At 72.4% G+C, this 22,491-nt stretch carries 19 protein-coding genes; 12 read left to right on the top strand and 7 right to left on the bottom strand.

Annotated features, from left to right (window positions below; all coding sequences use genetic code 11):
* Window positions 1-31: 31 nt before the first annotated feature.
* Window positions 32-787: a DNA-formamidopyrimidine glycosylase family protein gene (locus FED44_RS22000; RefSeq protein WP_138461884.1), complete on the bottom strand. Its 756-nt coding sequence runs from the start codon at window positions 785-787 to the stop codon at window positions 32-34.
* 150 nt (window positions 788-937) lie between these two features.
* Here FED44_RS22000 and FED44_RS21995 point away from each other — a divergent pair, with 150 nt between their 5' ends.
* The 3 genes from FED44_RS21995 to FED44_RS21985 all read left to right on the top strand — a co-directional run bounded on the left by FED44_RS21995 (window position 938) and on the right by FED44_RS21985 (window position 2,737).
* Window positions 938-1,348 carry a histone-like nucleoid-structuring protein Lsr2 gene (locus FED44_RS21995; RefSeq protein ID WP_111701080.1) on the top strand — a complete coding sequence of 137 codons (411 nt, stop codon included), beginning with the start codon at window positions 938-940 and terminating at the stop codon, window positions 1,346-1,348.
* 198 nt (window positions 1,349-1,546) lie between these two features.
* Window positions 1,547-1,960, top strand: coding sequence for a hypothetical protein (locus FED44_RS21990; RefSeq protein WP_138461883.1), 414 nt, complete (start codon window positions 1,547-1,549; stop codon window positions 1,958-1,960).
* A gap of 171 nt (window positions 1,961-2,131) precedes the next feature.
* Window positions 2,132-2,737 carry a DUF1707 SHOCT-like domain-containing protein gene (locus tag FED44_RS21985; RefSeq protein ID WP_111701138.1) on the top strand — a complete coding sequence of 202 codons (606 nt, stop codon included), beginning with the start codon at window positions 2,132-2,134 and terminating at the stop codon, window positions 2,735-2,737.
* A gap of 127 nt (window positions 2,738-2,864) precedes the next feature.
* Here the strand turns inward: FED44_RS21985 and FED44_RS21980 are convergent, their stop codons facing one another.
* The 3 genes from FED44_RS21980 to FED44_RS21970 all read right to left on the bottom strand — a co-directional run bounded on the left by FED44_RS21980 (window position 2,865) and on the right by FED44_RS21970 (window position 8,067).
* Window positions 2,865-4,271, bottom strand: a complete 1,407-nt coding sequence (locus tag FED44_RS21980) for an AMP-binding protein (RefSeq protein ID WP_138461882.1) — start codon at window positions 4,269-4,271, stop codon at window positions 2,865-2,867.
* A gap of 312 nt (window positions 4,272-4,583) precedes the next feature.
* On the bottom strand, window positions 4,584-5,660 hold the full coding sequence (locus FED44_RS36535) for a hypothetical protein (protein WP_187405975.1): 1,077 nt from the start codon (window positions 5,658-5,660) through the stop codon (window positions 4,584-4,586).
* 256 nt (window positions 5,661-5,916) lie between these two features.
* Window positions 5,917-8,067, bottom strand: coding sequence for a peptidase domain-containing ABC transporter (locus FED44_RS21970; RefSeq protein ID WP_138461881.1), 2,151 nt, complete (start codon window positions 8,065-8,067; stop codon window positions 5,917-5,919).
* 244 nt (window positions 8,068-8,311) lie between these two features.
* Between FED44_RS21970 and FED44_RS35920 the strand changes: the two genes are divergently transcribed.
* From FED44_RS35920 to FED44_RS21960, 4 genes are all read left to right on the top strand, one after another.
* Complete coding sequence (locus FED44_RS35920; protein ID WP_165900703.1) at window positions 8,312-8,467, top strand: hypothetical protein; 156 nt, start codon at window positions 8,312-8,314, stop codon at window positions 8,465-8,467.
* 12 nt (window positions 8,468-8,479) lie between these two features.
* Window positions 8,480-8,632, top strand: coding sequence for a hypothetical protein (locus FED44_RS35915; protein ID WP_165900704.1), 153 nt, complete (start codon window positions 8,480-8,482; stop codon window positions 8,630-8,632).
* A 134-nt stretch (window positions 8,633-8,766) separates the two neighbouring features.
* The gene (locus FED44_RS21965; protein ID WP_138461880.1) at window positions 8,767-9,756 is read left to right on the top strand and encodes an MvdC/MvdD family ATP grasp protein; all 990 of its coding nucleotides are present in this window, start codon (window positions 8,767-8,769) and stop codon (window positions 9,754-9,756) included.
* Between the two features lies 1 nt (window position 9,757).
* On the top strand, window positions 9,758-10,849 hold the full coding sequence (locus tag FED44_RS21960) for a TIGR04500 family putative peptide maturation system protein (protein WP_138461879.1): 1,092 nt from the start codon (window positions 9,758-9,760) through the stop codon (window positions 10,847-10,849).
* A gap of 171 nt (window positions 10,850-11,020) precedes the next feature.
* Here the strand turns inward: FED44_RS21960 and rox are convergent, their stop codons facing one another.
* Window positions 11,021-12,448, bottom strand: coding sequence for a rifampin monooxygenase (gene rox, locus FED44_RS21955; protein ID WP_138461878.1), 1,428 nt, complete (start codon window positions 12,446-12,448; stop codon window positions 11,021-11,023).
* Window positions 12,449-12,829: 381 nt separating this feature from the next.
* Here rox and FED44_RS21950 point away from each other — a divergent pair, with 381 nt between their 5' ends.
* Window positions 12,830-13,570 carry a dienelactone hydrolase family protein gene (locus tag FED44_RS21950; protein WP_208759116.1) on the top strand — a complete coding sequence of 247 codons (741 nt, stop codon included), beginning with the start codon at window positions 12,830-12,832 and terminating at the stop codon, window positions 13,568-13,570.
* A gap of 137 nt (window positions 13,571-13,707) precedes the next feature.
* Here the strand turns inward: FED44_RS21950 and FED44_RS21945 are convergent, their stop codons facing one another.
* Window positions 13,708-14,991 carry an MFS transporter gene (locus FED44_RS21945; RefSeq protein ID WP_138461876.1) on the bottom strand — a complete coding sequence of 428 codons (1,284 nt, stop codon included), beginning with the start codon at window positions 14,989-14,991 and terminating at the stop codon, window positions 13,708-13,710.
* Window positions 14,992-15,035: 44 nt separating this feature from the next.
* Complete coding sequence (locus tag FED44_RS21940) at window positions 15,036-16,292, bottom strand: ATP-grasp domain-containing protein (protein ID WP_111701090.1); 1,257 nt, start codon at window positions 16,290-16,292, stop codon at window positions 15,036-15,038.
* Window positions 16,293-16,808: 516 nt separating this feature from the next.
* Here FED44_RS21940 and asnB point away from each other — a divergent pair.
* Genes asnB through FED44_RS21920 form a run of 4 tightly spaced genes read left to right on the top strand, consistent with a single transcriptional unit; the run spans window position 16,809 to window position 22,491 of the window.
* Window positions 16,809-18,629 carry an asparagine synthase (glutamine-hydrolyzing) gene (gene asnB / locus FED44_RS21935; protein WP_138461875.1) on the top strand — a complete coding sequence of 607 codons (1,821 nt, stop codon included), beginning with the start codon at window positions 16,809-16,811 and terminating at the stop codon, window positions 18,627-18,629.
* A gap of 48 nt (window positions 18,630-18,677) precedes the next feature.
* Window positions 18,678-19,556 carry a TauD/TfdA dioxygenase family protein gene (locus tag FED44_RS21930; RefSeq protein WP_111701092.1) on the top strand — a complete coding sequence of 293 codons (879 nt, stop codon included), beginning with the start codon at window positions 18,678-18,680 and terminating at the stop codon, window positions 19,554-19,556.
* Window positions 19,553-21,235 (top strand): GMC family oxidoreductase, encoded by a 1,683-nt coding sequence (locus FED44_RS21925; protein WP_138461874.1) that lies wholly within the window; start codon window positions 19,553-19,555, stop codon window positions 21,233-21,235. The genes FED44_RS21930 and FED44_RS21925 overlap by 4 nt, the downstream gene beginning before the upstream one ends.
* Window positions 21,232-22,491 carry an ATP-grasp domain-containing protein gene (locus FED44_RS21920; RefSeq protein ID WP_111701094.1) on the top strand — a complete coding sequence of 420 codons (1,260 nt, stop codon included), beginning with the start codon at window positions 21,232-21,234 and terminating at the stop codon, window positions 22,489-22,491. Before FED44_RS21925 ends, FED44_RS21920 begins: the two co-directional genes overlap by 4 nt.

Genomic DNA, 22,491 nt, shown 5'->3' with positions numbered 1-22,491 from the left:
TAACAACCTGGCGGTGGCGTGACTTCCCAGGTCAGGGGGCATATGCGGGCTGGTCGAGGGGGCACGCGTACGCCGTCCTCGCGGCCAGCGTCCAGGTGCGGACGGCGGTCCCGCAGCGGCGGCAGCGCTCGCGTTTGTAGACCCAGCGCTCGTCCGGCGCGTCCGGGTCGCTGACCACCTGCCCCGCGTCGCGGCCCAGCGCGAGACAGCGCACGGCGGTGTCCCAGAGCCGCCCCGCCGCCTCCGCGCCGATGCCGGCGGCGCGGGGATCGAGGCCCGTGAGGAAGAGCAGCTCCGCCCGCCAGGCGTTGCCGATCCCGGCCCACACCCGCTGGTCGAGCACGGCCGCGCCGACCGGGGCGGGGGCCGCGAGCAGGCGCCGTACGGCGTCCTCCCGGTCGGCGTCCCCGCGCAGGGGGTCGGGGCCGGTCGCGGCCCTGAGCGCGCGAAGCCTCCCCTCGTCGAGCGGTTCGCACCGCATCGGGGCGATCAGGTCGAACGCCACCTCGCCGGTGGCCAGGCGAAGCCGGGTGCCCCGGCGCGGCTCGGCCGAGGGGTCGTCGTACCGCAGGAAGAGGCCGCGCATGCCGAGGTGGACGTGGATGGGCGGGGCGCCCTCCAGCCAGTAGAGCAGGTGCTTGCCGAGAGCCTCCACGCGCTCGACGGCCCTGGCGTCGTACGGTGCCGCGTCGAACCTGCCCTGGGGACTGGTGGCCCGGACCAGGCGCCCGGCGAGCGCCTCGTGCTGCTCGCGTGCGTGACGATGGACCAGATGCCCTTCCGGCATGCCCTGGCCCTACCCGCCCCGCCTCCGAAGTCACCCCCGGTCGTCCCGCCGGAGAGCGGCGGGCGGCGGGTGACCAGCGCGAGCGGGATACCCCGCGAGTAGGATGCCACGGTCCGGAAAGACGTAGATCCACCTGGGAAAGGGCGGCACGTGGCGCAGAAGGTGATACTGGTTGACGACCTCGACCACTCCGAGGGCGACGACGTGGCGAGACGGGAGTTCCCGCTGCTGAACCGGACCTTCGCCATCGACCTGTGCGACGAGAACCACAAGCGACTGAACGAGGCGCTCGCCTTCGTCGAGGAAGTCCTGGAGAACGCCCGTGAGGTGAAGCAGGCGTCGCGCGCGAAGAAGGCGGCGGACGCGTCGCCGCGCCTGCGCGGTCACACGCTCACCGACGTCCGCGAGTGGGCCCGTGAGCAGGGGCTGGAGGTGCCCGCGCGCGGGAAGGTGCCCGACGAGATCCTCGAACGGTTCGTCGCGGCCCACCCCGGCGCCGCTCCGGAGGAGACCCCGGAGGAGCCGTCCACCCACGGCGCAGATTCGGACATTTCGGGATAAACGACGCATAAGTGGACTTAGAATGCCCCATTGCTCACAATGGGGCATCAAACACGGTAAATCACCGTTTATCGGTCATTCGGCCTGGAAACCATGCAAGCGCGGGGTGATGGCGGCTTAACGGTCGAACTCAACGACATAGCACTCTGGAGTGCATGTCGTGCAATCAGGCAGTTGATCCTTTAGAGGGGGACACGAATGCCCAAGCTCAAGAAGGTCATCGCCGGATTCGCATTCTCCACCGCGCTCGCCGGTGGCGCTCTCGCGGTGAGCGCCGCGGCCGCGGCCGCGGCGACCGCTCCAACCGAATACGGTTACTCGAGCCCGGGCGAAGAACTGTTGTTCAACAACACCTTCGACAACAGCTTCAACAACTGGCGCAACACCGCTCGGAACCCCTGCGGCACCACCGGGTACGGCGACGGCTACACCACCGTGGGTGTCAACAACACCTTCGACAACAGTTTCAACGACTGGCGCAACGCCTCCTCCTTCGGGGAGCCGTGCGGCAGTGTCATTCCCTCCTGGAATGACTGCTGGTGGGACAACTGTCTCTGGGCCAACGCCATCTGGGGACCCGACTGCCGCGAGCGTTGCGGCCGTTGCGACTAGACACCGGTGGAAGGTGCCCCTCCGCGGAGCGCGTGGAGGGGCACCGGCCGCGGGTCGTCCGGTGTCCCGGCACCACGGCGGGGCGTGCGTCGGGCGCCGCGGTTCGGCGGGATCGCGTCGCGCGTACGTCCGGCTCCCTGACGGGGGCCGAGGAGAACTATCGTGACCATCATGGATAACCCCCCCGAGCGTGGCGACTCGCAGATGTCGCACCTGCGTGCCTCGGACAGCAACAGGGAGCAGGTCGCCGCCCTGCTCGGCGAGGCTCTGAGCAACGGTCAGCTGAGTCACGAGGAGTACTCCGAGCGCCTGGACACCCTCTACCAGGCGAAGACCGTGGGAGAGCTCGACGTGCTCACCCACGACCTGCAGGTCGACCGGCGCCGTCCGGCCGCGACCCCGGTGTCCTACCATCCCGACGCGACCTCCGAGCCCGAGAGCGTCGTCGCCGTCTTCGGTGGCGCCGTACGCAAGGGCCGCTGGAGGGTACGGCGGCGGACCAAGGCGCTCGCCGTCTTCGGCGGGGTGCAGTTCGACCTGACCTCCGCCGAGTTCGAGGCGAAGGAGGTCGAGATCACGGTCAACGCGATCTTCGGCGGCGCCGAGATCATCGTGCCCGAGGGGGTCGAGCTGCGCTGCCACGGGACCGGCATCTTCGGCGGTTTCGACGTGCAGAACGGCCCGGACATCGATCCCTCCGCGCCGGTGGTCGTGGTGCGGGGCCTGGCGTTGTTCGGCGGGGTGAGCGGCAGGGCCGGGCGCAGGCGCGGCCGCTGAACCGCGCCTCTCCGGGGAACGGCGGGCCGGCACGGGCCGTCCGCGACGGATCACCGCCTCCCGATGAGGCGGCGGTGATCCCGCCCGGATCCCGCCGGTGCGCTCGCCAGTGGTCCGGCCGGTGTGCTCACCGGCGGCCGAGTTCACCCTTGACGACCTTGCCCAGCCGGTTCTTGGGCAGCTCCGGCACGAAGCGCACCTGCCGGGGCCGCTTGTGGACGGACAACTGGGTGGCGACGAAGTGCACGAGCTCGTCGGCCGGGACCGCGTCCGCCACGACGTAGGCGTGGATCTGCTCCCCGAGATCGTCGTCGGGGGCGCCCACGACGGCGGCCTCGCGCACCGCCGGATGCGCCAGGAGAGCGTCCTCCACCTCGGCGGCGCTCACCTTGAAGCCGCCGGTCTTGATGAAGTCGGTCGACGCCCTGCCCATGATCCGGTGGACGCCGCCGGGCCCGACGACCGCCAGGTCGCCGGTGCGGAACCAGCCGTCGGCGGTCATCGAGGCCGCCGTGGCCTCCGGCGCGTTGGTGTATTCCGTGAACAGGCTCGGCCCCCGCACCTCCAGCTCGCCCAGGGCGGAGCCGTCATGGGGCAGGAGGTCGCCGTCCTCCGCCACCAGCCGCGTCTCCACGCCGGGCAGGGCGGTCCCGACCCAGCCGGGCGTCTGGTGCTCTCCCGCCCGGCCGCTGAGCGTGACCAGGGTCTCGGTCATCCCGTACCGGTTGAGCAGGGCGTGCCCGGTGAGGGCCCGTACGTTCTCGAACAGGGCAGGCCGGAGCGGAGCGCTGCCGGAGACCAGCAGCCTGGCGCCGCGCAGGGCCCGCGCGGACTCCGGGTCCTCGCAGACCCGCGACCACACGGTGGGGACCCCGAAGTAGACCGTCCCCGGCGCCCCGGCGTACGCGCGGGGGGCCGGCCGTCCCGTGTGCACCAGGGCCGAGCCGGTGTGGAAGGCGCCGAGCACGCCGAGGATCAGGCCGTGGACGTGGAACAGCGGCAGCCCGTGGACCAGCGTGTCCTCCTCGGTCCACGCCCACGCCTCGGCGAGCGCGCCGAGGTTGGCCGTGATGGCGCCGTGCGAGATCCGAACGCCTTTCGGGCGGCCCGTCGTGCCGCTGGTGTAGAGCACCAGAGCGGTGGAGCCGGGCTCCGGGCCGGGGAAGGAGGTCTCCGCGCCCGCGACGTCGTCCACGGGGACGACGGGGACGCCGAGGGCGCCCGGGTCCGCCAGCGCGCCCTTCGCCGCCAGCATGAGCGCGGGGGCCGAGTCGCGGAGGATGTGGTCGCGCTCCATGGGCCCGGCGTCGGGGGGCACCGGGACGACCGGGACGTTCGCGAGCAGTCCCGCGACCACCGCGATCACGGTGTCCATGGTCGGCGTGGCGTGGACGGCGACCGCGGAGGCGCCCGCGATCCCGCCGGCCACGGCGCTCGCGGCGCGCAGCAGCTCGGCCGGCGCCAGTGCGTCGTCCCCGAGCCGTACGGCGGCGGCGCCGTCTCTTCCGGCCGCCTGTCGAAGTCCTTCCAGCATGGCCTGCGTCACCTTTCGTCGGTACTTCGAGGGTGGCACGGAAGGCATGCGCCGGGCGGAGTGCCGTACTGCCGAGGGCGGCCGCGCGTCCGCGCGTTCACCGGGATCGTGCCAGTAGTGGGACGGAGGGCCGGAGCCGGGCCGCTGCCGCTCGTGGATTCGCGCCCGCTCCGATCCGCCGGCAGCGGCAGTATAGGCGGCCTCCTCCCGCGCGCCGGGCATGGCGGCCTCCCGGCGTCCGCGGCGTATTCTCGCGCCGGACAGCCGGAGGCCGGCCCTCCCGCGAAGGCGAGGGCCGGCCGTATGGGGTGATCAGGACCCGGACGGGGCCGGGGCGTCGGTGGGCGTCGGCTCAGGGGTGGGAGACACGGTGTCGGCAGGCGTCTCCGCCGGGGCGCTCGGGGTGGTCGGGACGGTCGGGGTGTCGGTCGGGGTGTCGGTCGGCGCCGTGGGCGTCACCGTCGGCGTCGGGCAGGGCTCGGGAGTGCGCCAGGCGGGCTTGCCGGAGCGCCAGTGCGGGAAGTACGGCGAGATCTTGCCGAGGTTCCACAGCTTCTTGCTCGGCCGGGAGAGATCGAAGACGTAGGCGGCCGCCGCGGTCTCCCCCTGAGAGGCGGCGGGTGACGGTTCGGTCTTCGGCGCGACGGTGTCCGCCTGCCCCGGTACGGCGGGGGCCGCCGGAGCCGTCGACGTCTGCGGATCGGGCGTGGGCGTCTCCCCGGGGGGAGCCGGCGTGCTCTCGGGAGGCGTGGGCGTCGCCTCAGGGGGAGTGGGGGTGGTTTCGGGAGGAGCCGGTGTGCTCTCGGGTGGTGTGGGGGTCTCCTCGGGAGGCGTGGGCGTGCTTTCCGGGGGAGTGGGCGTGGCTTCGGGCGGGGTCTGCGGAGCGGGCTCCGCGGCGACCACGGAGACCCAGGCGTCCTGCCGGATCTCGCCACCGCGGCGGCCCGTGAACACCCGCGTCGAGTCGTCGACGGAGTACGACCGCTCGAAGCCGTCCTGGCTCCGGATGGTGACCGAGCCCTCGGCCACGGCGACGGCCTGCCCGGTCTGGGTGAACACCGTGACGGTGTCGCACCTGTTCCTGGCCGGCACGACCATCTGGCCGTGCAGTACGCCGAGGAACGGGCCCACCAGAGGCACCTCGGTGGTGGTCTCGGCCGGGAGGTCCACCGGCGTGGGGGTGATCGTCACGGTGGCCGTCACCACGGGCTCCGGAGCGTCGGCCGGCGGGGTGACGGGAGCGGCGGAGGCCGCCGCCACTCCGACTCCGCCGGTCGCGGTCAGCACGAACGCGGTGGCGAGGATCATGGGGTGGGAGATGCGCCTGCGTGGTCCGCCCGGGCCGGACGATTGTCCTTCCTTCGGGCGGCGGGGGTTGGTCGGCGTCACCGTTCCTCCATATCGTGCGGTGTGATGGTTTCCGCCGGACTGGCGGCGGCCGGAGCGCGTTGCTCCGCTACCCGACAGTGGCGATCGTTGTATTTGTTGTCAAACCGTGTCTCTTCCGTGGGTTTGTGGAGACCTTTCCCATCTAGCCCGAATCCATGCGGACCGATCTGCGGCAGGGCGGCGGGCCGGCGGCTTTTGGGCAGGTCGGAAGGGTGGAAAGCGAAGTGAAAAATCTTCGTACGGCTCTGCCGCCCGGTCACGACTCCGGTGACGCACCGGCCAGGCGCGCGTACGGCCCGCCCGCCCGCAGCAGGTCGGCGTGACCGCCGGCCTCCACGACCCGGCCGGCTTCCAGCACGAGGATGAGATCGGCGTCCAGCACCGTGCTCAACCGGTGCGCGATGACGACGCGCGTCATGTCCAGCCCGGCGAGGTTGGCCTCGATCGCCGCCTCCGTCGCCGTGTCGAGGTGGCTGGTGGCCTCGTCCAGGAGCAGCAGCCTCGGCCTGGACAGCAGGGCCCTGGCCAGGGCGATCCGCTGCCGCTGCCCTCCGGACAGGCCGCCCCCCTCGGCGAGCAGGGTGCCGTACCCCATCGGCATGGCCGTGATGTCGTCGTGCACGCAGGCGAGGCGGGCCGCCTCGGCGATCTCCTCGGCCGACGCGCCCGGGGCGTTCAGTGCGATGTTCTCGGCGATCGTGCCGGTGAACAGCACGGGTTCCTGCGGCACCACCGCGAACTGGCGGCGAAGCGCGCCCGGGTCGAAACGGGAGGCGGGGACGCCGTCGTAGCGGATCTCGCCCTCGGCCGGGGCGAAGAGCCCGAGCAGCACCCGGGCCAAGGTGGTCTTGCCCGAGCCCGACCGGCCAACCAGGGCGACCTTCCGGCCCGCCGGCACCTCCACGCTGACGTCCCGCACCACCCAGGGCGCCTCCGCCGTGTACCGGAAGCCCACGCCCTCGGCGCTGACGCGGCCGCTCACCTCGGTGGTCACCGCGCCCGGGGGGACCGCCTCCGCCTCGGCGTCCCAGACGTCGGCCAGGCGGTCCACGTACGGCCGGGCCGCCTGGAGCGACTGCAGGCCGCTGATCAGCGAGGACAGCAGGGAGAGCGCGACGGCCGCGAGCGCCTGCAGCGCGAGCATCTCCCCCAGGGAGATCTCCCCGCCGACGACCTGCCGCGCCCCGACCCAGACCAGGACCAGCGGGGCCGTGAACCTGATCGCGTCGAACACCGCCTGCTGCAGGCCCTGGGCCCGGCTGCTGCGCCCGGCCCGGCCGACGTACACCGCGAGCAGCTTCGTCCACCGGCTCCGGACGCGGGGTTCGGAACCCGAGGCCTTGATGCTCTCGATGCCCCGCACCACCTCCACGAGCCGGCCCTGGACGTCGCTGCGCGTGTCCGCCTCACGGCGGGCCAGGTCGCTCACGTGCCGCCGGGTGGCCAGCAGCAGGGCGATCTGGGCCGCCGCGAAGGCCAGCAGGCAGACGCCGGTCAGCGGGCTGCGTATGGCCACCGTGACCAGGTATCCCAGCGCCAGCGGGCCGTCGAAGACCGCGAGGAGGGCCTGGCCGATCACGATCTCCCTGATCAGCACGGTGCCCATGACCTTGTTGGACAGGTCCACCGACGTCCGCCCGGCGAAGAACCGGAACGGCGCCGTGAGCAGGCGGGTCGCGGTGATCTCCAGCAGGTCGGCGTCCGCGCGGACGCGCAGGGCCGCGAGCGTGAACGCCCGCAGCACCCCGACCGCCGTGTGCGCGGCGAAGACCGCGAGCAGGCCCGCGCCGAGGGCGGTGATCAGGTCCCGCTCGCCCGAGAGGACCACCCGGTCGACGATCAGGCCGGTCAGGGCGGGCAGGACGAGCCCGAACGCCTGCGTCAGGACGCTGAGCAGGGCCAGCAGGGCGACCAGGGACCGCCGCGCGGCGAACGCCGTACGGAGGAACCGGAGCCACGAGCGGCTCCGCGCGTTCCCGAACCGTCCTCGGGTGAACTCCGGCCCCGGTTCGAAGAGGAGCACCACTCCGCTGAAGGACTCGGCGAACTCCTCGTCGCTGATCCGGTGGCGTCCCGAACCCGGATCGGCGATGGTGACGCGCCCGCGCCCGAGGGCCTCGACGACGACGAAGTGGCGCGACTCCCAGTGAGCCACGGCGGGCAGGGGAACCTGCCGGATCCCGTCCGCGGGCAGCGAGAAGGCACGGGCGGTGAGGCCTCGCCGGCGCGCCGCCCGGATGAGTGAGAGAGCGTTCCCGCCGTCGCGCCCGATCCCCATCTCGTCCGCGAGCGCGCGGACCGTGGTGTGGTGACCGTGCGCGCCGAGGACCATGGCGAGGCAGGCGGCGCCGCACTCGGTCATGGAGTCCTGGAACAGCAGCGGCACCCTCGTGCGATTGAACCTCATGGTTCCCGCAGTGTTCCGTCGCCCACTGCGCGGTGACTTGGATCACCCGGCGTGGGGACCGGCCGCGAGGGCCGGGTTTCCACGCCGCGGGAAGGCCGCGAGAGGGCCGGGCCCGCCCCCCGACCTGTGGTTGCAGCGGTGCTCAGCCCCCCTCCAATCTGCTCGCAAGACGATTCCAAGATCTTCCACCGAGCCTTGAGGCGCGGGAGCCGTCCCGGCTCCCGTACGGAAGGAGGGAGATCAGATGGGCAAGGACCTGCGCACGGAGCTGCGCGACATCTCCGAGATCGGCGCCGAGCTGGACGAGAGCCGGCTCCAGGGGATCAACGGCGGCATGGACCCCGAGGGGGCCTACAGCCACACCGGCCTGTACGCCAGCCGCGACGACGTCTACTGCTAGGGAGACACCGGAATGACTGTGCGGACCGTTCTCGCCGACATCGACGCCGTCGGCGCCGAACTCGACGAGGAGACCCTGCGGGGCATCAGCGGCGGCATGTGGCCCGAGTACAACACGGGCTCGTACGGCGGCAACATGTGCTCCTGGGACGACATCGCCCTCTGAGCGGCCCTTCGAAGCGCTTCCCGAAGCGCTCTGTGAAGCGCCTCTGAATCGCTTCTGAACCGTCGCCGAGGCACGGGGCGGGAGCGCCCGCGGCGGCGCTCCCGCCTTCCACCGTGATCACGAAAGGCCCGGCCTTGCCATCTCCGCACGTTCTCGTCCTCACGGGTGAGGACGATCCCCACGCCGACCGCGTCTGCGCGCTGCTCGCCGGGCGCGGCGCGCGGGTCACCGTCTTCGACCCCGGTGGCTTCCCCGTCTCCTGGAGGGTGGAGGTCGGCTACGCGGCGGACGGCCGCATGACGCCGCGCCTCCTGAGGGGCGGTGCGGAGGAGATCGCGCTCGACACGGTCACCGCGTTGTGGTGGCGCCGTCCCACCCCGCCCGCGCCGCATCCGGAGATAACCGACCCGGCGGTCGCCGCGCACGCGGCCAGGGAGTGCCAGAGCCTGCTCAGCGACCTGTGGGAGCACCTGCCGTGCCCGCAGCTCCCCGCCCGCGAGTCGGTCTGGCGCCGGTCCGGCCAGAAGGCCTCCCAGCTCGCCCTCGCGGCGGAGCTCGGCTTCGCCGTACCGGACACGCTGATCACCACGGACCCGGAGTCGTTCTTCGAGTTCCACGAGCGGCACGACGGCCGCGTCATCACCAAGACGTTCCACATCCCCTTCATCGAGCGCGTCGGCGACGGCCTCACCGTCACGCGGCTCAGCGAGCAGGTGTCGCCCCGCGACCTGGCGTACGCCGACGGGCTGCGGTTCTGTCCCATGATCGTGCAGGAGCGGGTGGACAAGCGCCTGGAGCTGCGCGTCACCGTCGTCGGCCGCCGGATCTTCGCGGCGGAGATCCACTCCCAGGTGTCCAACCGGTCGAGCGTCGACTGGCGGCGCTACGACACGCGGGTCACCCCGCACCGCCCGCACCGCCTGCCGGACGACGTCGCGACCCGGTGCCTCACCCTCATGGAGCGGCTCGGCCTCGCGTACGGGGCGATCGACCTGATCCTCACCCCCGAGGGCCGGCACGTCTTCCTCGAGGTGAACCCCAACGCGCAGTGGCTCTGGGTGGAGCACCTCACCGGCCTCCCGATCAGCGAGGCCATCTGCGAACACCTCCTGCGAGGAGCCTGACGTGGCGCTTTTCCCCGACCACCTGCTGAACGACGCCCTGGCCTTCCTGCGCCGGATCTCCGGCGCCGAGCCGGCCGACGCCAGGCGCCTGCTGGACGACCTGCGGGCCGCGCACCCGAACGTGCCGATGCGCCTCGTCTGGCAGCGCGACCATCCCGGCGGGAGCCACCACTACGACCTGCTGATCCCGGCGCCGGACGGCACGGTGTCGGTCGCCTTCGCGCCGGCGCGGGCCGTACCGTGGCCGCTGCGCGGCAGCCAGAGCGCCGGCGAGCAGGTCGTCGTCCGTGTAGACGGCGCCGACGTCAGGATGGAGCAGGCCATGGCGGTGCTCGACGGGCTGTGGGGGGACAGTTCGCTGGCCGTCCGCCTGGTGAACGCCGCCTTGGTGGAGCAGGAACTGGAGCGGGAACCGGTCGAGCTGACCGCCGAGGAGCTTCAGGAGGCCATGGACGCCTTCCGGCGGGCCCGCGGCCTGCTCACCGTGCGGGCCACCCGTGACTGGATGACGGAGCGCGGGCTGGACCACGCGGCGCTGGAGGTGATCGTCCACCAGGAGGCCGCCATCGCCCGGCTGCGTCGCCGTGTGGCCGGTGAGGACGCCGCCGGGCTGTTCGCCGCCGATCCGGGCGGCCACGACCGCCTGAGCGTGATGCGCCTGCGGTATCCCCACCTCGAAGCCGCCCGGGCGGCGGCCGCGCGGCTGCGGGCCGAGGACGCCCGCGCGGCGATCTTCGCGAAGGCCGCCGAGGAGGCCTTCGAGTACGGCGCGGACGTCCGGCCGGCGCTCGTGTACCGCCGCGAACTCGGCCCGGAGGCCGCGGGCGCCGGGGCCGGGGACGTCGTCGCCGGCAGCGGGCCGGAGCCGCTGGTCACCTGCGTCCTGGAGGTGCGCCCCGCCGTCCTCGACGACGAGACCCGGCAGGCGATCGAGAACCGGATCTTCGACGACTGGCTCGCCCGCAGGCGGGCCGAGGCGAGCGTCGAGTGGATGTGGGGCACCGCGCGGCGGACCGGCTCCGTCACCCGGGCGCTCCGGGTGCCGGACGGATCGCACGGCGCCTCGGAGGCCTCCCCGGCCGCCGGAGGGTGACGATCCCGGGAACCGCCGCGTGACCACCATGAGAGCCTCCACCGGATGCGTCCGGCCGACGTCGCGAGGACCGCCGCCGTCGGCCCGCATGCAGCCCACCGAGGCACTCGGAACAGTCTGAACCAGTCCCGCTTCCGCCCACCGGTCATCCGCGCGAGCCGTACGGGGCGTTCAGCCGCGCGGCGCGCCGAACCACCTGGGCAGCCGATCGAGCAGGCCCGCCTGATCCTCGCCGGCCCACGCCACGTGACCGTCCGGCCGCAGCAGTACGGCGGGCACGTCCAGCTCCTCGCTGACGTCGGCGGCGTAGTCGACCCGATCCGCCCATCCGGCGACCGAGAGCCGGCCGGTCTGGTCGAGCAGCAGTCCGCGGCCGCCGCGCGTGAGCTCGTAGAGACGCCCGCGCTTCAGTGTCACGTCCCGCATCCGTCGGCCGAGCAGTTCGTGCCCCTCGCCGAAGTCGTAGCGGATCCCGATCGCGGTGATCTTCTCGGCCAGGCGCCGTCTCACCTCTTCGAAGTCCATCAGCTCCGACACCAGGCGGCGCACCGCCTGGGCGCCCGGCTCGGTGGACAGCAGCTCCATCTGCGCGCGGGTGTTGTCCAGCACGTCGGCGGCCACCGGGCGCCGTTCGGTCTCGTAGCTGTCCAGCAACCCCTCCGGTGCCCAGCCGGCGATCTCGGCGGCCAGCTTCCAGCCGAGGTTGAACGCGTCCTGGATGCCGAGGTTGAGACCCTGCCCCCCGACCGGCGGGTGGACGTGCGCCGCGTCGCCGGCCAGCAGCACCCGGCCCACCCGGTAGCGGTCGGCCAGCCGGGTGGCGTCGCCGAAGCGGGAGAGCCGGCGGGGGGAGTGCACGCCGAAGTCGGTGCCGGCGACGGCCCGCAGCTGCTGCCTGAAGTCCTCCAGGGTCGGCGGGACCGAACGGTCCTCGGCCACTCCGGCGGCGGGCACGACCACGCGGTACACCCCCTCGTCGAACGGCGCGAGCCCGAACCGCTTCTGGGTGGCGCGGACCTCGGCCACGACGGCGGCCACCGTCTCCGGCGGCACGCCCACCTCCATCTCGCCCAGCAGCGTCTCGACCCTGGTGGGCTCGCCGGGGAAACCGACGCCCAGCAGCTTGCGCACCGTGCTGCGGCCGCCGTCGCAGCCGACGAGGTAGCGCGCGCGCAGCCGCGTGCCGTCGGCCAGTTCCGCGGTCACCCCGTGCTCGTCCTGACTCAGCCCCGCCAGCGCGCGGCCGCGCCGGATCTCGGCGCCCACCTCGGCGGCGTGCTCGCCCAGCAGGCGATCGGTGATGGTCTGCCGGACGCCGAGGACGTAGGGGTGCGCGGTGTCCAGCCGTTCGGGCGAGGGCTTCTCGATGGCGGCGAAGAAACCGCCGACCGGAGATCTGCGGCCGTGCGGGAGGAACCGCTCCAGCAGGCCGCGCTGGTCCAGCACCTCGATGCTGCGCACGTGCAGGCCCAGCGCCCGGACGAACCCGGTCGGCTCCGTCTCCTTCTCCAGCACGACCACCCGCACGCCGTGCAGCCGCAGCTCACCGGCCAGCATCATGCCGGTCGGCCCGCCACCGGCGATGATCACGTCGATCATGAATCCCCCATACGACAAGGTCCCGCTCCCTGTTCGGACGGAGATTCTGCGGTACGACCGGGGTCTTGCCGCAAGCCCCCCGGTGCGCTATAGCTTGAAAGTGGCGGGGGATCGCCTTTCGCGGCCACCCCATTCGCGCCACCCCCCTCACACCGACACGAGTTATCCGGCTGCCCGTATTCGCGGTGAAACGGTTGGGCGGGATGGTCTGGGGCTGGTAGCGTGCGGGTGATCGTGACATGCCGCGAGGAGGTGAGACCCATGAACGTTGTGTCGATGGGGTGCTCCCTCTCGTCATCACGGTCGGGCGACTGACATAAGGAGTCGCCGGGAGCGCCTGGACAACAAGCACTCCCGGAAAGCGACAACCTAATGCCTTCTGTGCATTTCACTTCGGAAGAAACGTCGAACGGCGTCATCGCGCGCGGATTCACCGTGGGCGAGGTCCCCGGCATGCTCTGGTCGCCCGAGTCCGGTTCCGGCCGCGCGCCGCTGGTGCTGCTGGGGCACGGCGGCGGCCAGGACAGCAGGGCGCCGGGGATGGCCGGCCGCGCGGCCCGCCTCGTGGGCGACGGCGGTTTCCACGTCGCCGCCATCGACGCACCCGGTCACGGCGGACGGCCGCGTACGGAGGACGACGAGCGGGAGATCGCCGCGCTCCGGCGGGCTATGGCGGCGGGCGAGCCGGTCGGCCCGATCGTCGTCACCTTCAACGCCGGCATCGCCAGGCGTGCGGTGCCCGAGTGGCGGGCGACCCTGGACGCCCTCCAGGAACTGCCGGAGATCGGCGCCGGCGGGCCGGTGGGCTACTACGGCGTGAGCATGGGCACCGCGATCGGGCTGCCGCTGACGGCGGCCGAACCCAGGATCACCGCGGCGGTGCTCGGTCTCTACTCCTACGACGAGGCCCTGGCCGAGGCGGCGGGACGGATCACGGTGCCGGTCGAGTTCGCGCTCCAGTGGGACGACGAGCTCGTCCCGCGTGAATCCGGCCTCGCCTTGTTCGACGCGCTGGCCTCGAAGGAGAAGACGCTGCACGCCAACGTGGGCGGGCACCACGAGGTGCCCGGGTTCGAGGCCGACAGCGCGGTCCGGTTCCTCACCCGGCATCTGCGGGGGTAGGCACCTCACCGGCCCGAGGGGGCGCGGGATCGGCGGCCGGTCGCCGATCCCGCTTCCCTGTCGTTCCACGCCTGGGACACGTCGGCCGTCGAGGAGCCCGCCGATCCAACCCCGCGAGCCGACTCTCCAAGGTCTCGTCAGTTGAGGTCGGTGGCGGGCCGGGGCGTCGCCCGCGCGGCGGGGGCGGTCTCGTGGGCCGGCGTCCGGACCCCGAACCACATGCCGAAGAACCCGGCCACGCCGAGCCCGGCGCACATGAGCCAGACGAGCGCGCCGTCGTACTGGAAGAGCGCCGTGCCCACGGCGGGTCCCACCGCGTACCCGATGGTGTGGCAGGCGGCGAAGGCGCCGATGTAACGGCTGCGCAGGTGTCCCGGCGCGGCCAGCGCCGGATAGGCGTTCGACGACGGCGCGCTGACGATCTCGCCCATGGTCCAGATCAGCGCGCCGGCGAAGAGCAGCCAGACGCCGGCCGAGACGCCGGCCAACGCGAGCCCCCCGCCGATGAGCAGCGTCCCCACCGAGATCGCCGTCCGCATCGGCAGCCTCTGGACGTACGGGGTCAGCGGCAGTTCGAGCAGGATGACCAGGGCGCCGTTCAGGGCGACGACGGCGCCGTAGACCGCGGTCGGCAGGCCCCGGTCCCTGATCTCCAGGGGGAGGACGGCCTGATACTGCACCTCGGCGAGGGCCGTCGCGAACATCGCGGCGAGGACGAGGAGATAACGGCGGTCCCGCAGGACCGCGCGGTAGCCGCCGCGCGTCCCGTCCTCGTGCCGGACGGCCTGCGCCGCCTCGCGCCCGGGCCGGCCTCCGGGCAGTACGAACATCGCCGCCACCGCGAAGACGACACTCGTGATCGCGTCCGCGAGGAAGACCGCGCGGTAGCCGAATCCGGCCAGCCACACGCCCAGCAGCGGGGCGAGGGTCGCGCCGACGTTGAGCCCCAGGCGGCTCGCCGCCGTGGTGATCACCAGCCGGCGCGGCGGGGTCAGCTCCGACAGCATCGTCGTGGAGGCCGGCCGGTAGAGCTGGGTGACCGCGCCGATCGCCAGGCTGATCCCCAGCAGCGGCAGGTAGCCGGTCACGAAGCCGACGGCGCCGACGCCCACGCCGGACAGCGCCATCGAGGCGACGATCACGTTCCGCGCCCCGAACCTGTCGGTCGCGGCGCCGCCCGTCACCACCCCGGCGATCGCGCCGAGGCCGAACGCCGTGAGCGCGCCGCCCGCCTCGGCCGGGCGGTAGCCGAGCCCGGTGACGTAGAGCACCAGGAAGAGCGAGACGAAGCTGCCCATCCGGTTGACGGCGATCCCGCAGAGGAGGGCGAGCACGGGAGGGGGCAGTTCGCGGAGCGTCCGCAGCACGCCGGCGCGCTCGTCCCCCTGCGGCGCCGCGACGGGGGGCTGGTCCTCGGACACGTCCTCACTCCTCGCTCTCTCCACCGGACGGGCTGTGTCGCCTCTCAGACGGAGACGACCTTCCGGGCGGCGTGCGGGGGGTCGCCCTCGAACCGCGCGGCCCGCTCGGCCCGGTCGAGCACCTCGTCGCACTCCTCCGCCGTACGGCCGCGGGCGATGAGGAAGCCGTACCGGGCGATGGCGCCGTCGGGCGGCAGGATCAGCGGTGTCCCCGGGCCGGCGACCGCCACCGACGCCAGCAGCCCCGCCTCGGGATCGGGCTCGGGCATCTCCACCCGCCGCGCCACGCAGGTCTCCGGCGGATAGAGGAACCGGATGCCGACCGCACCGGCCCCGTGCGCGGTCACGTCGGGCCGCACCCCCAGGGCGAGGTCGGCCGCGACCACCCCGGAGTCGACGCCGTTGGCCAGCAGCCCGAGGTAGGGGATGAGATCGCCGCCGAGCCGGCCGTTCACCTCGATCAGCGCGTAGCCCTCGGAGGTCAGCTTGACCTCGGTGTGCGTCGTGCCGTGGGTGTAGCCGAGGGCGCGGTGCGTGTCCGCCAGCAGCCGCAGCAGGTCCGCGTCCCGAAGCAGCGGCTCGTCGGCCAGCACGACGTGCCCGGTCTCCTCGAAGTACGGCTCGCCGCCCAGGCGCTTGCGGGCGACCAGGTAGGGCAGGTACTCGCCGTCGTGGACCGCCGCGTCGACGCTGATCTCGGGCCCGGCGAGGAACTGCTCCAGCAGGATCTCGTCGTGGCCGGGCATCCCGCTCTGGCGTGCCGTACGGCTGACGCCGACCGCCCAGCCGAGCTCGGCCTCGCCGGCGACCTTCACCACCCCCTGGCTCGCGCCGAGGCCCCGGGGCTTGGCCACCAGGGGGAACCCGATGCGCCCGGCCGCCGCCGCGGCCTCCTCCGGGGTCGCGACGAGCGCGTGCCGGGGCTGCCTGATCCCCGCCCGGTCGAGCAGCCGCCGCGTCGTCGGCTTGTCGCGTACGGCGGTCACGGCCTCGGGGGCGGGCCCGGGGAGGCCGAGCTCGGCCGCCACCCGGGCGGCGGCCTCGATCACCGCCTCGTGGTAGCTGATCACGCCGCGGACCGGTGTCCGCGCGGCCAGCTTCCGGGCCGCGGCGACGACGGCCTCCGGATCGAAGACGTCGACGACGGTGCTGCCCGCGATGTACGGGGTCTGCCAGGAGGGCCGTTCCGTCTCGAAGAGCCAGACCGGCCCGCCGCGCTGCGCGATCGAGGCCAGAAGGTACTCCCTGTAGTGCGGGAACCCACTTGCCATGACAAGGAGCACTCCGTCGGAGTTCGCCATGTCTTCTCCCTGTGGTAGCGGCGTCGGCGGGCGCGCGGTCACGGTCGGCGCTTTATCCCGCGCAGCCCACGATACGAGGACGAACGTACCCGGAGAGAATATCCGTCCGGTTTCCGCTTCCGGCAGGACCGTAATAAATCTAACAATCGCCGTCTGAGCTGCCGCTTCGTCCGGCGTACGACGCGCCTGTGGGTCGTTCGACAGGTGCACTATTCCGCTATCCGGCTTGTACGGAATGCGTGTGACGTGTGTCACTTCGAAGGTCTATTGCGGCCGCTTGTCCGGTACGTATACTTCCGAACGGCGTCATCGTTTTGCGTGATGAACAGATGTCCACTGGCTGCGGCCGGCGATTCATCGTCGTCGGCAGGTTATTGGTCGACGATATTTCCGGCAATTCTCGCTCCGCTATCCGATCGCTCTTTCCGCCTGCACGGTGTCTCTATATTCCGGTAAACCGCCGGCCGCGTTCACGGCCGGTATTCGCCTGCGAATTGACGAGTAAGGAAACATCGATTGAGTGGATTCGTTGGCTGGATGGATTTCAGGCGCGACCTCGGCGCGCAGGAAGACGTCCTCCACGCGATGGCCGACACCATGCAGCACCGCGGTCCCGACGCGAAGGGGCTCTGGCTGTCGCGGCACGCGGCGCTCGGGCACCGGAGGCTCGCCGTGGGCGACACGGCGGGCGGCGCGGCGGGCGGTGACGCCCAGCCCCTGACGGCGGAGATCGGCGGCGAGACGGTGGCCGTCGTCCACGCCGGTGAGATCTACAACGCGGCCGACCTCGGCGGGGGATCCTCAGAAGAGGTGCTGCTGCGCTCCTACCTCCGCTGGGGCGACCGGCTCGCCGAACGGCTCGACGGGATGGGCGCCTTCGCCGTCTGGGACGGCAGGTCGCGGCGGCTGCTGCTGGGCCGCGACCGCATGGGCCTCAAGCCCCTGTACTACTTCGCGTACCCGGGCGGCATCCTGTTCGCCTCGGAGCCGAAGGGCATCATGGCCAACCCGCTGTTCGAGGCGCGCCTCGACCCGGCGGCCCTCCCGATCGTCCTGCAGCCGCGCCTCACCCTGCCCGGCGAGACGCCGCTGGCCGGGCTGCGCGAGGTCCCGCCCGGCCACGTCGTCATCTGGTCGGAGGACGGGCCGTCGCCGCGCCGCTACTGGCGGCTGTCCAGCGAGCCGCATCGGCACTCGTTCGAGGAGACCACCCGCCACGTGCGTGAACTCCTTGAGGACGCGGTCGGCCGGCAGGTCCCCGCCTCGGGGCCGTGCGCCGCCATGCTGTCGGGCGGCGTCGACTCGACCTCGGTCGCGGCGCTCGCCGTCCGCGCCCTGGCGGCCCGGGACGGCAGGAGTCTCGACACCTTCTGCGTCCGGTTCGAGAGCGACTCCGCGCACTTCTCCCCGACCGAGCTGCGGCCCGAGGTGGACGCGCCGTACGCGGCGGACGCGGCCGAATTCATGGGCAGCCGCCACCACACCGTCACCGTCGGCCTGCGCGACCTGCTGGACGCCGTCCCGGCCACCCGCCGCGCCCGCGACCTGCCGGGCTGGGGGCAGTTCGACGCCTCGATGTACCTGCTCTTCCGCGAGATGCGGGAGATCGGCCCGGTCGCGATGTCCGGCGAGGCCGCGGACGAGATCTTCGGCGGATATCCGTACTTCTTCAAGCCGGAACTCGTCAACCGCGACGGTTTCCCGTGGATGGGCGACGGCCCCCGGCTCGCCGACTACCTCTCGCCGGAGATGCGGGAGATGGCCGACCCCGTCGAGGACGAGCGCGCCCGGCTATCCCAGCTCCTCTCGGAGGTGCCGCGGCTGCCCGGCGAGGACCCCGAGAACGCGCGCATGCGCGAGGTGCTCCACCTGGGCATGTCCGGGCCGCTCGCGGTCGTCCTCGACCGCAAGGAACGGATGAGCATGGCGTCCGGCCTGGAGGTGCGCATCCCGTTCTGCGACCACCGGCTCATCGAGTACGTCTGGAACGTGCCCTGGTCGATGAAGTCCCGGGGCGGGCTGAAGGGCCTGCTGAAGGCGGCCATGGCCGACGTCCTGCCACCCGGCACCCTGAACCGGCGGAAGAGCGCCTATCCCCATGTGCACAACCCGGAATACGACCACGCGCTCATCGAGGAGGCGACCTGGATCGTGAGCGACGAGCGCTCTCCGATCGGCCGGATGTTCGACCGGCCGCGCCTCGCGGAGTTCATCCGCGGGATCGCCGCCGACCGGCTCCGGCCGGACCTGCCCGGCGGGACGAGCGCGCCGCACATGCTCATCCAGCTCGTCGAGATGCGCAGGTGGATCGAGGACTACCAGGTGTCGCTCGGCTGACGAGCGCCGTAGCGATGTGAACGCAGGCAACACCGAGGGAGCTGCGCCATGCTCGAACTGGTCCCCATCACCGACTCCATCGGCACGGAGGTCCGCGGCGTCGACGTCACCGGCGACATATCGGCCCGCGACTTCGACCGCATCTACCAGGCCTGGATCGACACCTGCCTCCTGCTGTTCCGCGGCCAGAAGATGACCCCGGAGCAGCAGATCGCGCTCACCAGGCGTTTCGGTGAGATCACGACCTACACCCGCTCGGAGTTCAACGAGCCCGAGCACCCCGAGATCCTCGTGCTGTCGAACATCACCCGGGACGGCAAGCCCATCGGGTCGGCCTACAGCGGCCGCGTCTGGCACAGCGACGGCCACTACCTCTCCGACCCGCCGGCCGGGACGATGCTCTACGCGATCGAGGTCCCGCCGGAGGGCGGCGACACCTGGTTCGCCAACATGATGGCGGCGTACGACGCCCTGCCGGCCGCCATGAAGGAACGGATCGACGACCTCAAGGTCGTCATCAGCCGGGTGCAGTCGCGGCCGTACAACTATCCCGACCGTCCGGCGCCGACGCCGGAGGAGCGGGCGGCGTGGGTGGACATGCGCCACCCGATCGTGCGCCGGCACGAGGTGAGCGGCCGCAACGCCCTCTACAGCGGCGGCAACGTCCCGTGGCGCATCGAGGGGATGCCGGAGGCCGAGAGCGCCCCGCTCGTCACCTTCCTGCAGGAGTTCTCGGTCCAGCCGCGCTTCACCTACTGCCACAGGTGGCAGCCGGGCGACATCCTGCTGTGGGACAACCGCAGCGCTATGCACCGGGCCACCCCCTACGACTACGAGGCGTATCGCCGCCTCATGCACCGCACGACGATCGCCGGTCACCTGTCCACCGGCAGCCCGGTGCCGGTCGGCGAGGCCATCGCCTCATGAAGACGTACGACTTCGTGATCGTCGGCGCCGGGGCGGCGGGCTGCGTGCTCGCCGGCCGGCTGACCGAGGACCCGTCCGTCAGCGTGCTCCTCCTGGAGGCGGGGCACGAGCGGCGCAGCCCGCTGCTGTCGATCCCCGCCGCCGAGACCATCCTGATGGGCAACCCCAGGTACGACTGGTGCTTCGAGACCGCACCCGACCCCACCATCGACGGCCGCAGCGTGCGCATCCCGCGCGGGCGCCTGCTCGGCGGCTCGAACGCGATCAACGGCATGATCTACGTGCGGGGCCAGGCGGAGGACTACGACGACTGGGCGCGGCTCGGCAACCCGGGCTGGTCCTGGGCCGGCGTCCTGCCGTACTTCCGCAGCCTGGAACGCGTGACCGGGATCGGCGGGGAGACGCGCGGCCGGGACGGACTGATCGCCGTCGGCCCGCCGCGCGACCGCGACGAGTTGTGCGACGTCTTCCTCGCCGCGGCGGCCAAGGCGGGCTACCCCGCCAACCCCGACTACAACTCCGGAGACCAGGAGGGCTTCGGCTACTACCAGGTCAACCACGACGGCGGACGGCGGTCGTCGGCCCTGGGGACCTACCTGAAGCTCGCCCGGCTCCGGCCGAACCTCACCCTTCTCACCCGGGCCCACGTCACGGGCCTGCGGTTCGACGGCACCCGCTGCACCGGCGTGACGTACGTGCGGGACGGCGAGACGGAGCGGGCCGGCTGCGCCAAGGAGGTGATCGTCAGCGCCGGCGCGGTGCAGTCCCCTCAGCTCCTGGAGCTCTCCGGGATCGGCTCCCGCGACGTGCTCGGCGGTCTCGGCATCCCGGTCGTGCACCACCTGCCGGGCGTCGGCGAGAACTTCCGCGACCATTTCGCGGCCCGCCTGCGGTGGCGGGTGCGGCGGCCGATCACCTTCAACGAGCGCAGCCGCGGGCTCGCGCTGGCGCGGGAGGTCGCCACCTACCTGACCTCCCGCCGGGGCCTGCTCAGCCTGCCGATCGCGCTCGGCTTCGGCTTCGTCCGCTCCTCGCCGGAGGAGACGCGGCCGGACATCCAGTTCCACTTCGCGCCGGCCAGCTACGGCCCCGGGTCGAGCAGGCGGCTCGACACCGCTCCCGGCATGACGCTCGGCGTCTACCCGCTGCGCCCGGAGTCGTCCGGCTCCATCCACGTCCGCTCGCGCGACCCGATGGCCCCGCCCGAGATCCGCCCGCGCTTCCTGGAGTCCGGCATGGATCGTTCCCGCCTCGTCGCCGGGATCAGGATCGCCAGGGAGATCGTGGAGAGCCCGGTGCTCGACCCGTACCGGGGCGACGAGCTGACGCCGGGGAGCGGCGTGCGGACCGACGACGAACTGCTCGCCTACGCCCGCGCCCACGGCGACACCTCCTATCACCCCGCCGGCACCTGCCGGATGGGCGACGACCCCATGGCGGTGGTCGACCACCGGCTGCGCGTGCACGGGGTGGAGGGGCTGCGGGTGGTGGACGCGTCCGTCATGCCGACGCTGGTCTCCGGCAACACGAACGCCGCGAGCCTGATGATCGCCGAGAAGGGCGCGGCGATGATCCTGGCCGACCACGGGCGCGGCGGCCCGCACGCCGCCTATGAGCGCGAGAGCGCGGCGGACGAGCGCCCGGGCACCGGCCCCCACGTCACGAAGGACACCACATGAGCACGTCACCACGGCAGGTCCTGGTCATCGTCGACGGCTACTCGTCCGGCTCGCAGCTGCCGGGGGTGATGGCGGAGCACGGCTGGGACTGCGTGCACGTGCGGGCGTCGGCGAGCCTGCCCGAGTACTTCCGGGCCACCTACCGGCCCGGCGACTACCTCGCCGAGTTCGACAACGACGGGGACATCGAGGCCCTCGCCCGCGAGGTCGGCGCGTACCGGCCCGCGGCCGTGCTGCCGGGCACGGAGAGCGGCGTGATCGTCGCCGACCTCCTGGCGGCCGCGCTCGGCCTGCCGGGCAACGACCCGTCGTCCAGCGCCGCCCGGCGCGACAAGTACGAGATGCACAATCGCCTGATCGGCGCGGGCCTGCCCGCCATGGACCACTACCTGGCACACGACCTCGGCGGGCTGCTCGCCTGGGCGAAGGCCGGCGCCTGGCCCGTCGTCGTGAAGCCGCCGGCGAGCGCCGGCACCGACTCCGTGACCTTCTGCGCGGACGAGGGCGAGCTGGAGGAGGTCTTCCACCGCCTGCACGGCGCGGTGAACCAGCTCGGCGAGCGCAACGACGCCGTGCTCGCGCAGCGGCTGCTGTCGGGCCAGGAGTACTTCATCAACGGGATCAGCGGAAACGGGCGGCACGTCGTCACCGAGATCTGGCGGACCGACAAGGTGCCGGTGCCCGGCGCGGGCCTGATCTACGACCGCAGCGTCCTGTTCGACCCGGTCGACCCGGAGATGAAGCGGATCGTCGACTACGTGAAGGCGGTCCTCGACGCCCTGGGCGTGCGGTACGGCGCCCACCACACCGAACTGATGGTCACCGACCGGGGGCCGGTCCTCATCGAGTGCGCCTCGCGCCTGTCCGGCGGGCTCAACCGGCCCGCCGCCAACCACGCGGTGGGCGCGAGCATGCTCGACCTGGCCGCCCGCCTGGTCGTCGAGGGCGAGCCGTTCGCCGCGCGGCTCGCCGACGAGCAGAAGGGGCTGCACGCCCCGCTGTGGCAGGTCCAGTTCATCTCGGCCCAGTCGGGGACGGTGACCCGGTCCCACTACGAGGAACTGCTGGGAACCCTGGAGAGCACCACCTGGATCCAGAAGGCGCCGAGGGCCGGTGACACCGTCACGCGGACCACCGACCTCTACTCGAGCCCCGGCATCGTCTTCATGAGCCATCCGGACCCCGAGGTCCTGCAGGCCGACTACCAGACCGTACGGCGATGGGAGCGCGAGGGCCGGCTCTTCACCACCGGCTGA

The organism is Microbispora triticiradicis (assembly GCF_005864065.1).
GTDB classification, from domain to species: domain Bacteria; phylum Actinomycetota; class Actinomycetes; order Streptosporangiales; family Streptosporangiaceae; genus Microbispora; species Microbispora triticiradicis.
Note: the sequence above shows the minus strand (reverse complement) of the source record. Positions and strands in the feature narration are given on the sequence as shown.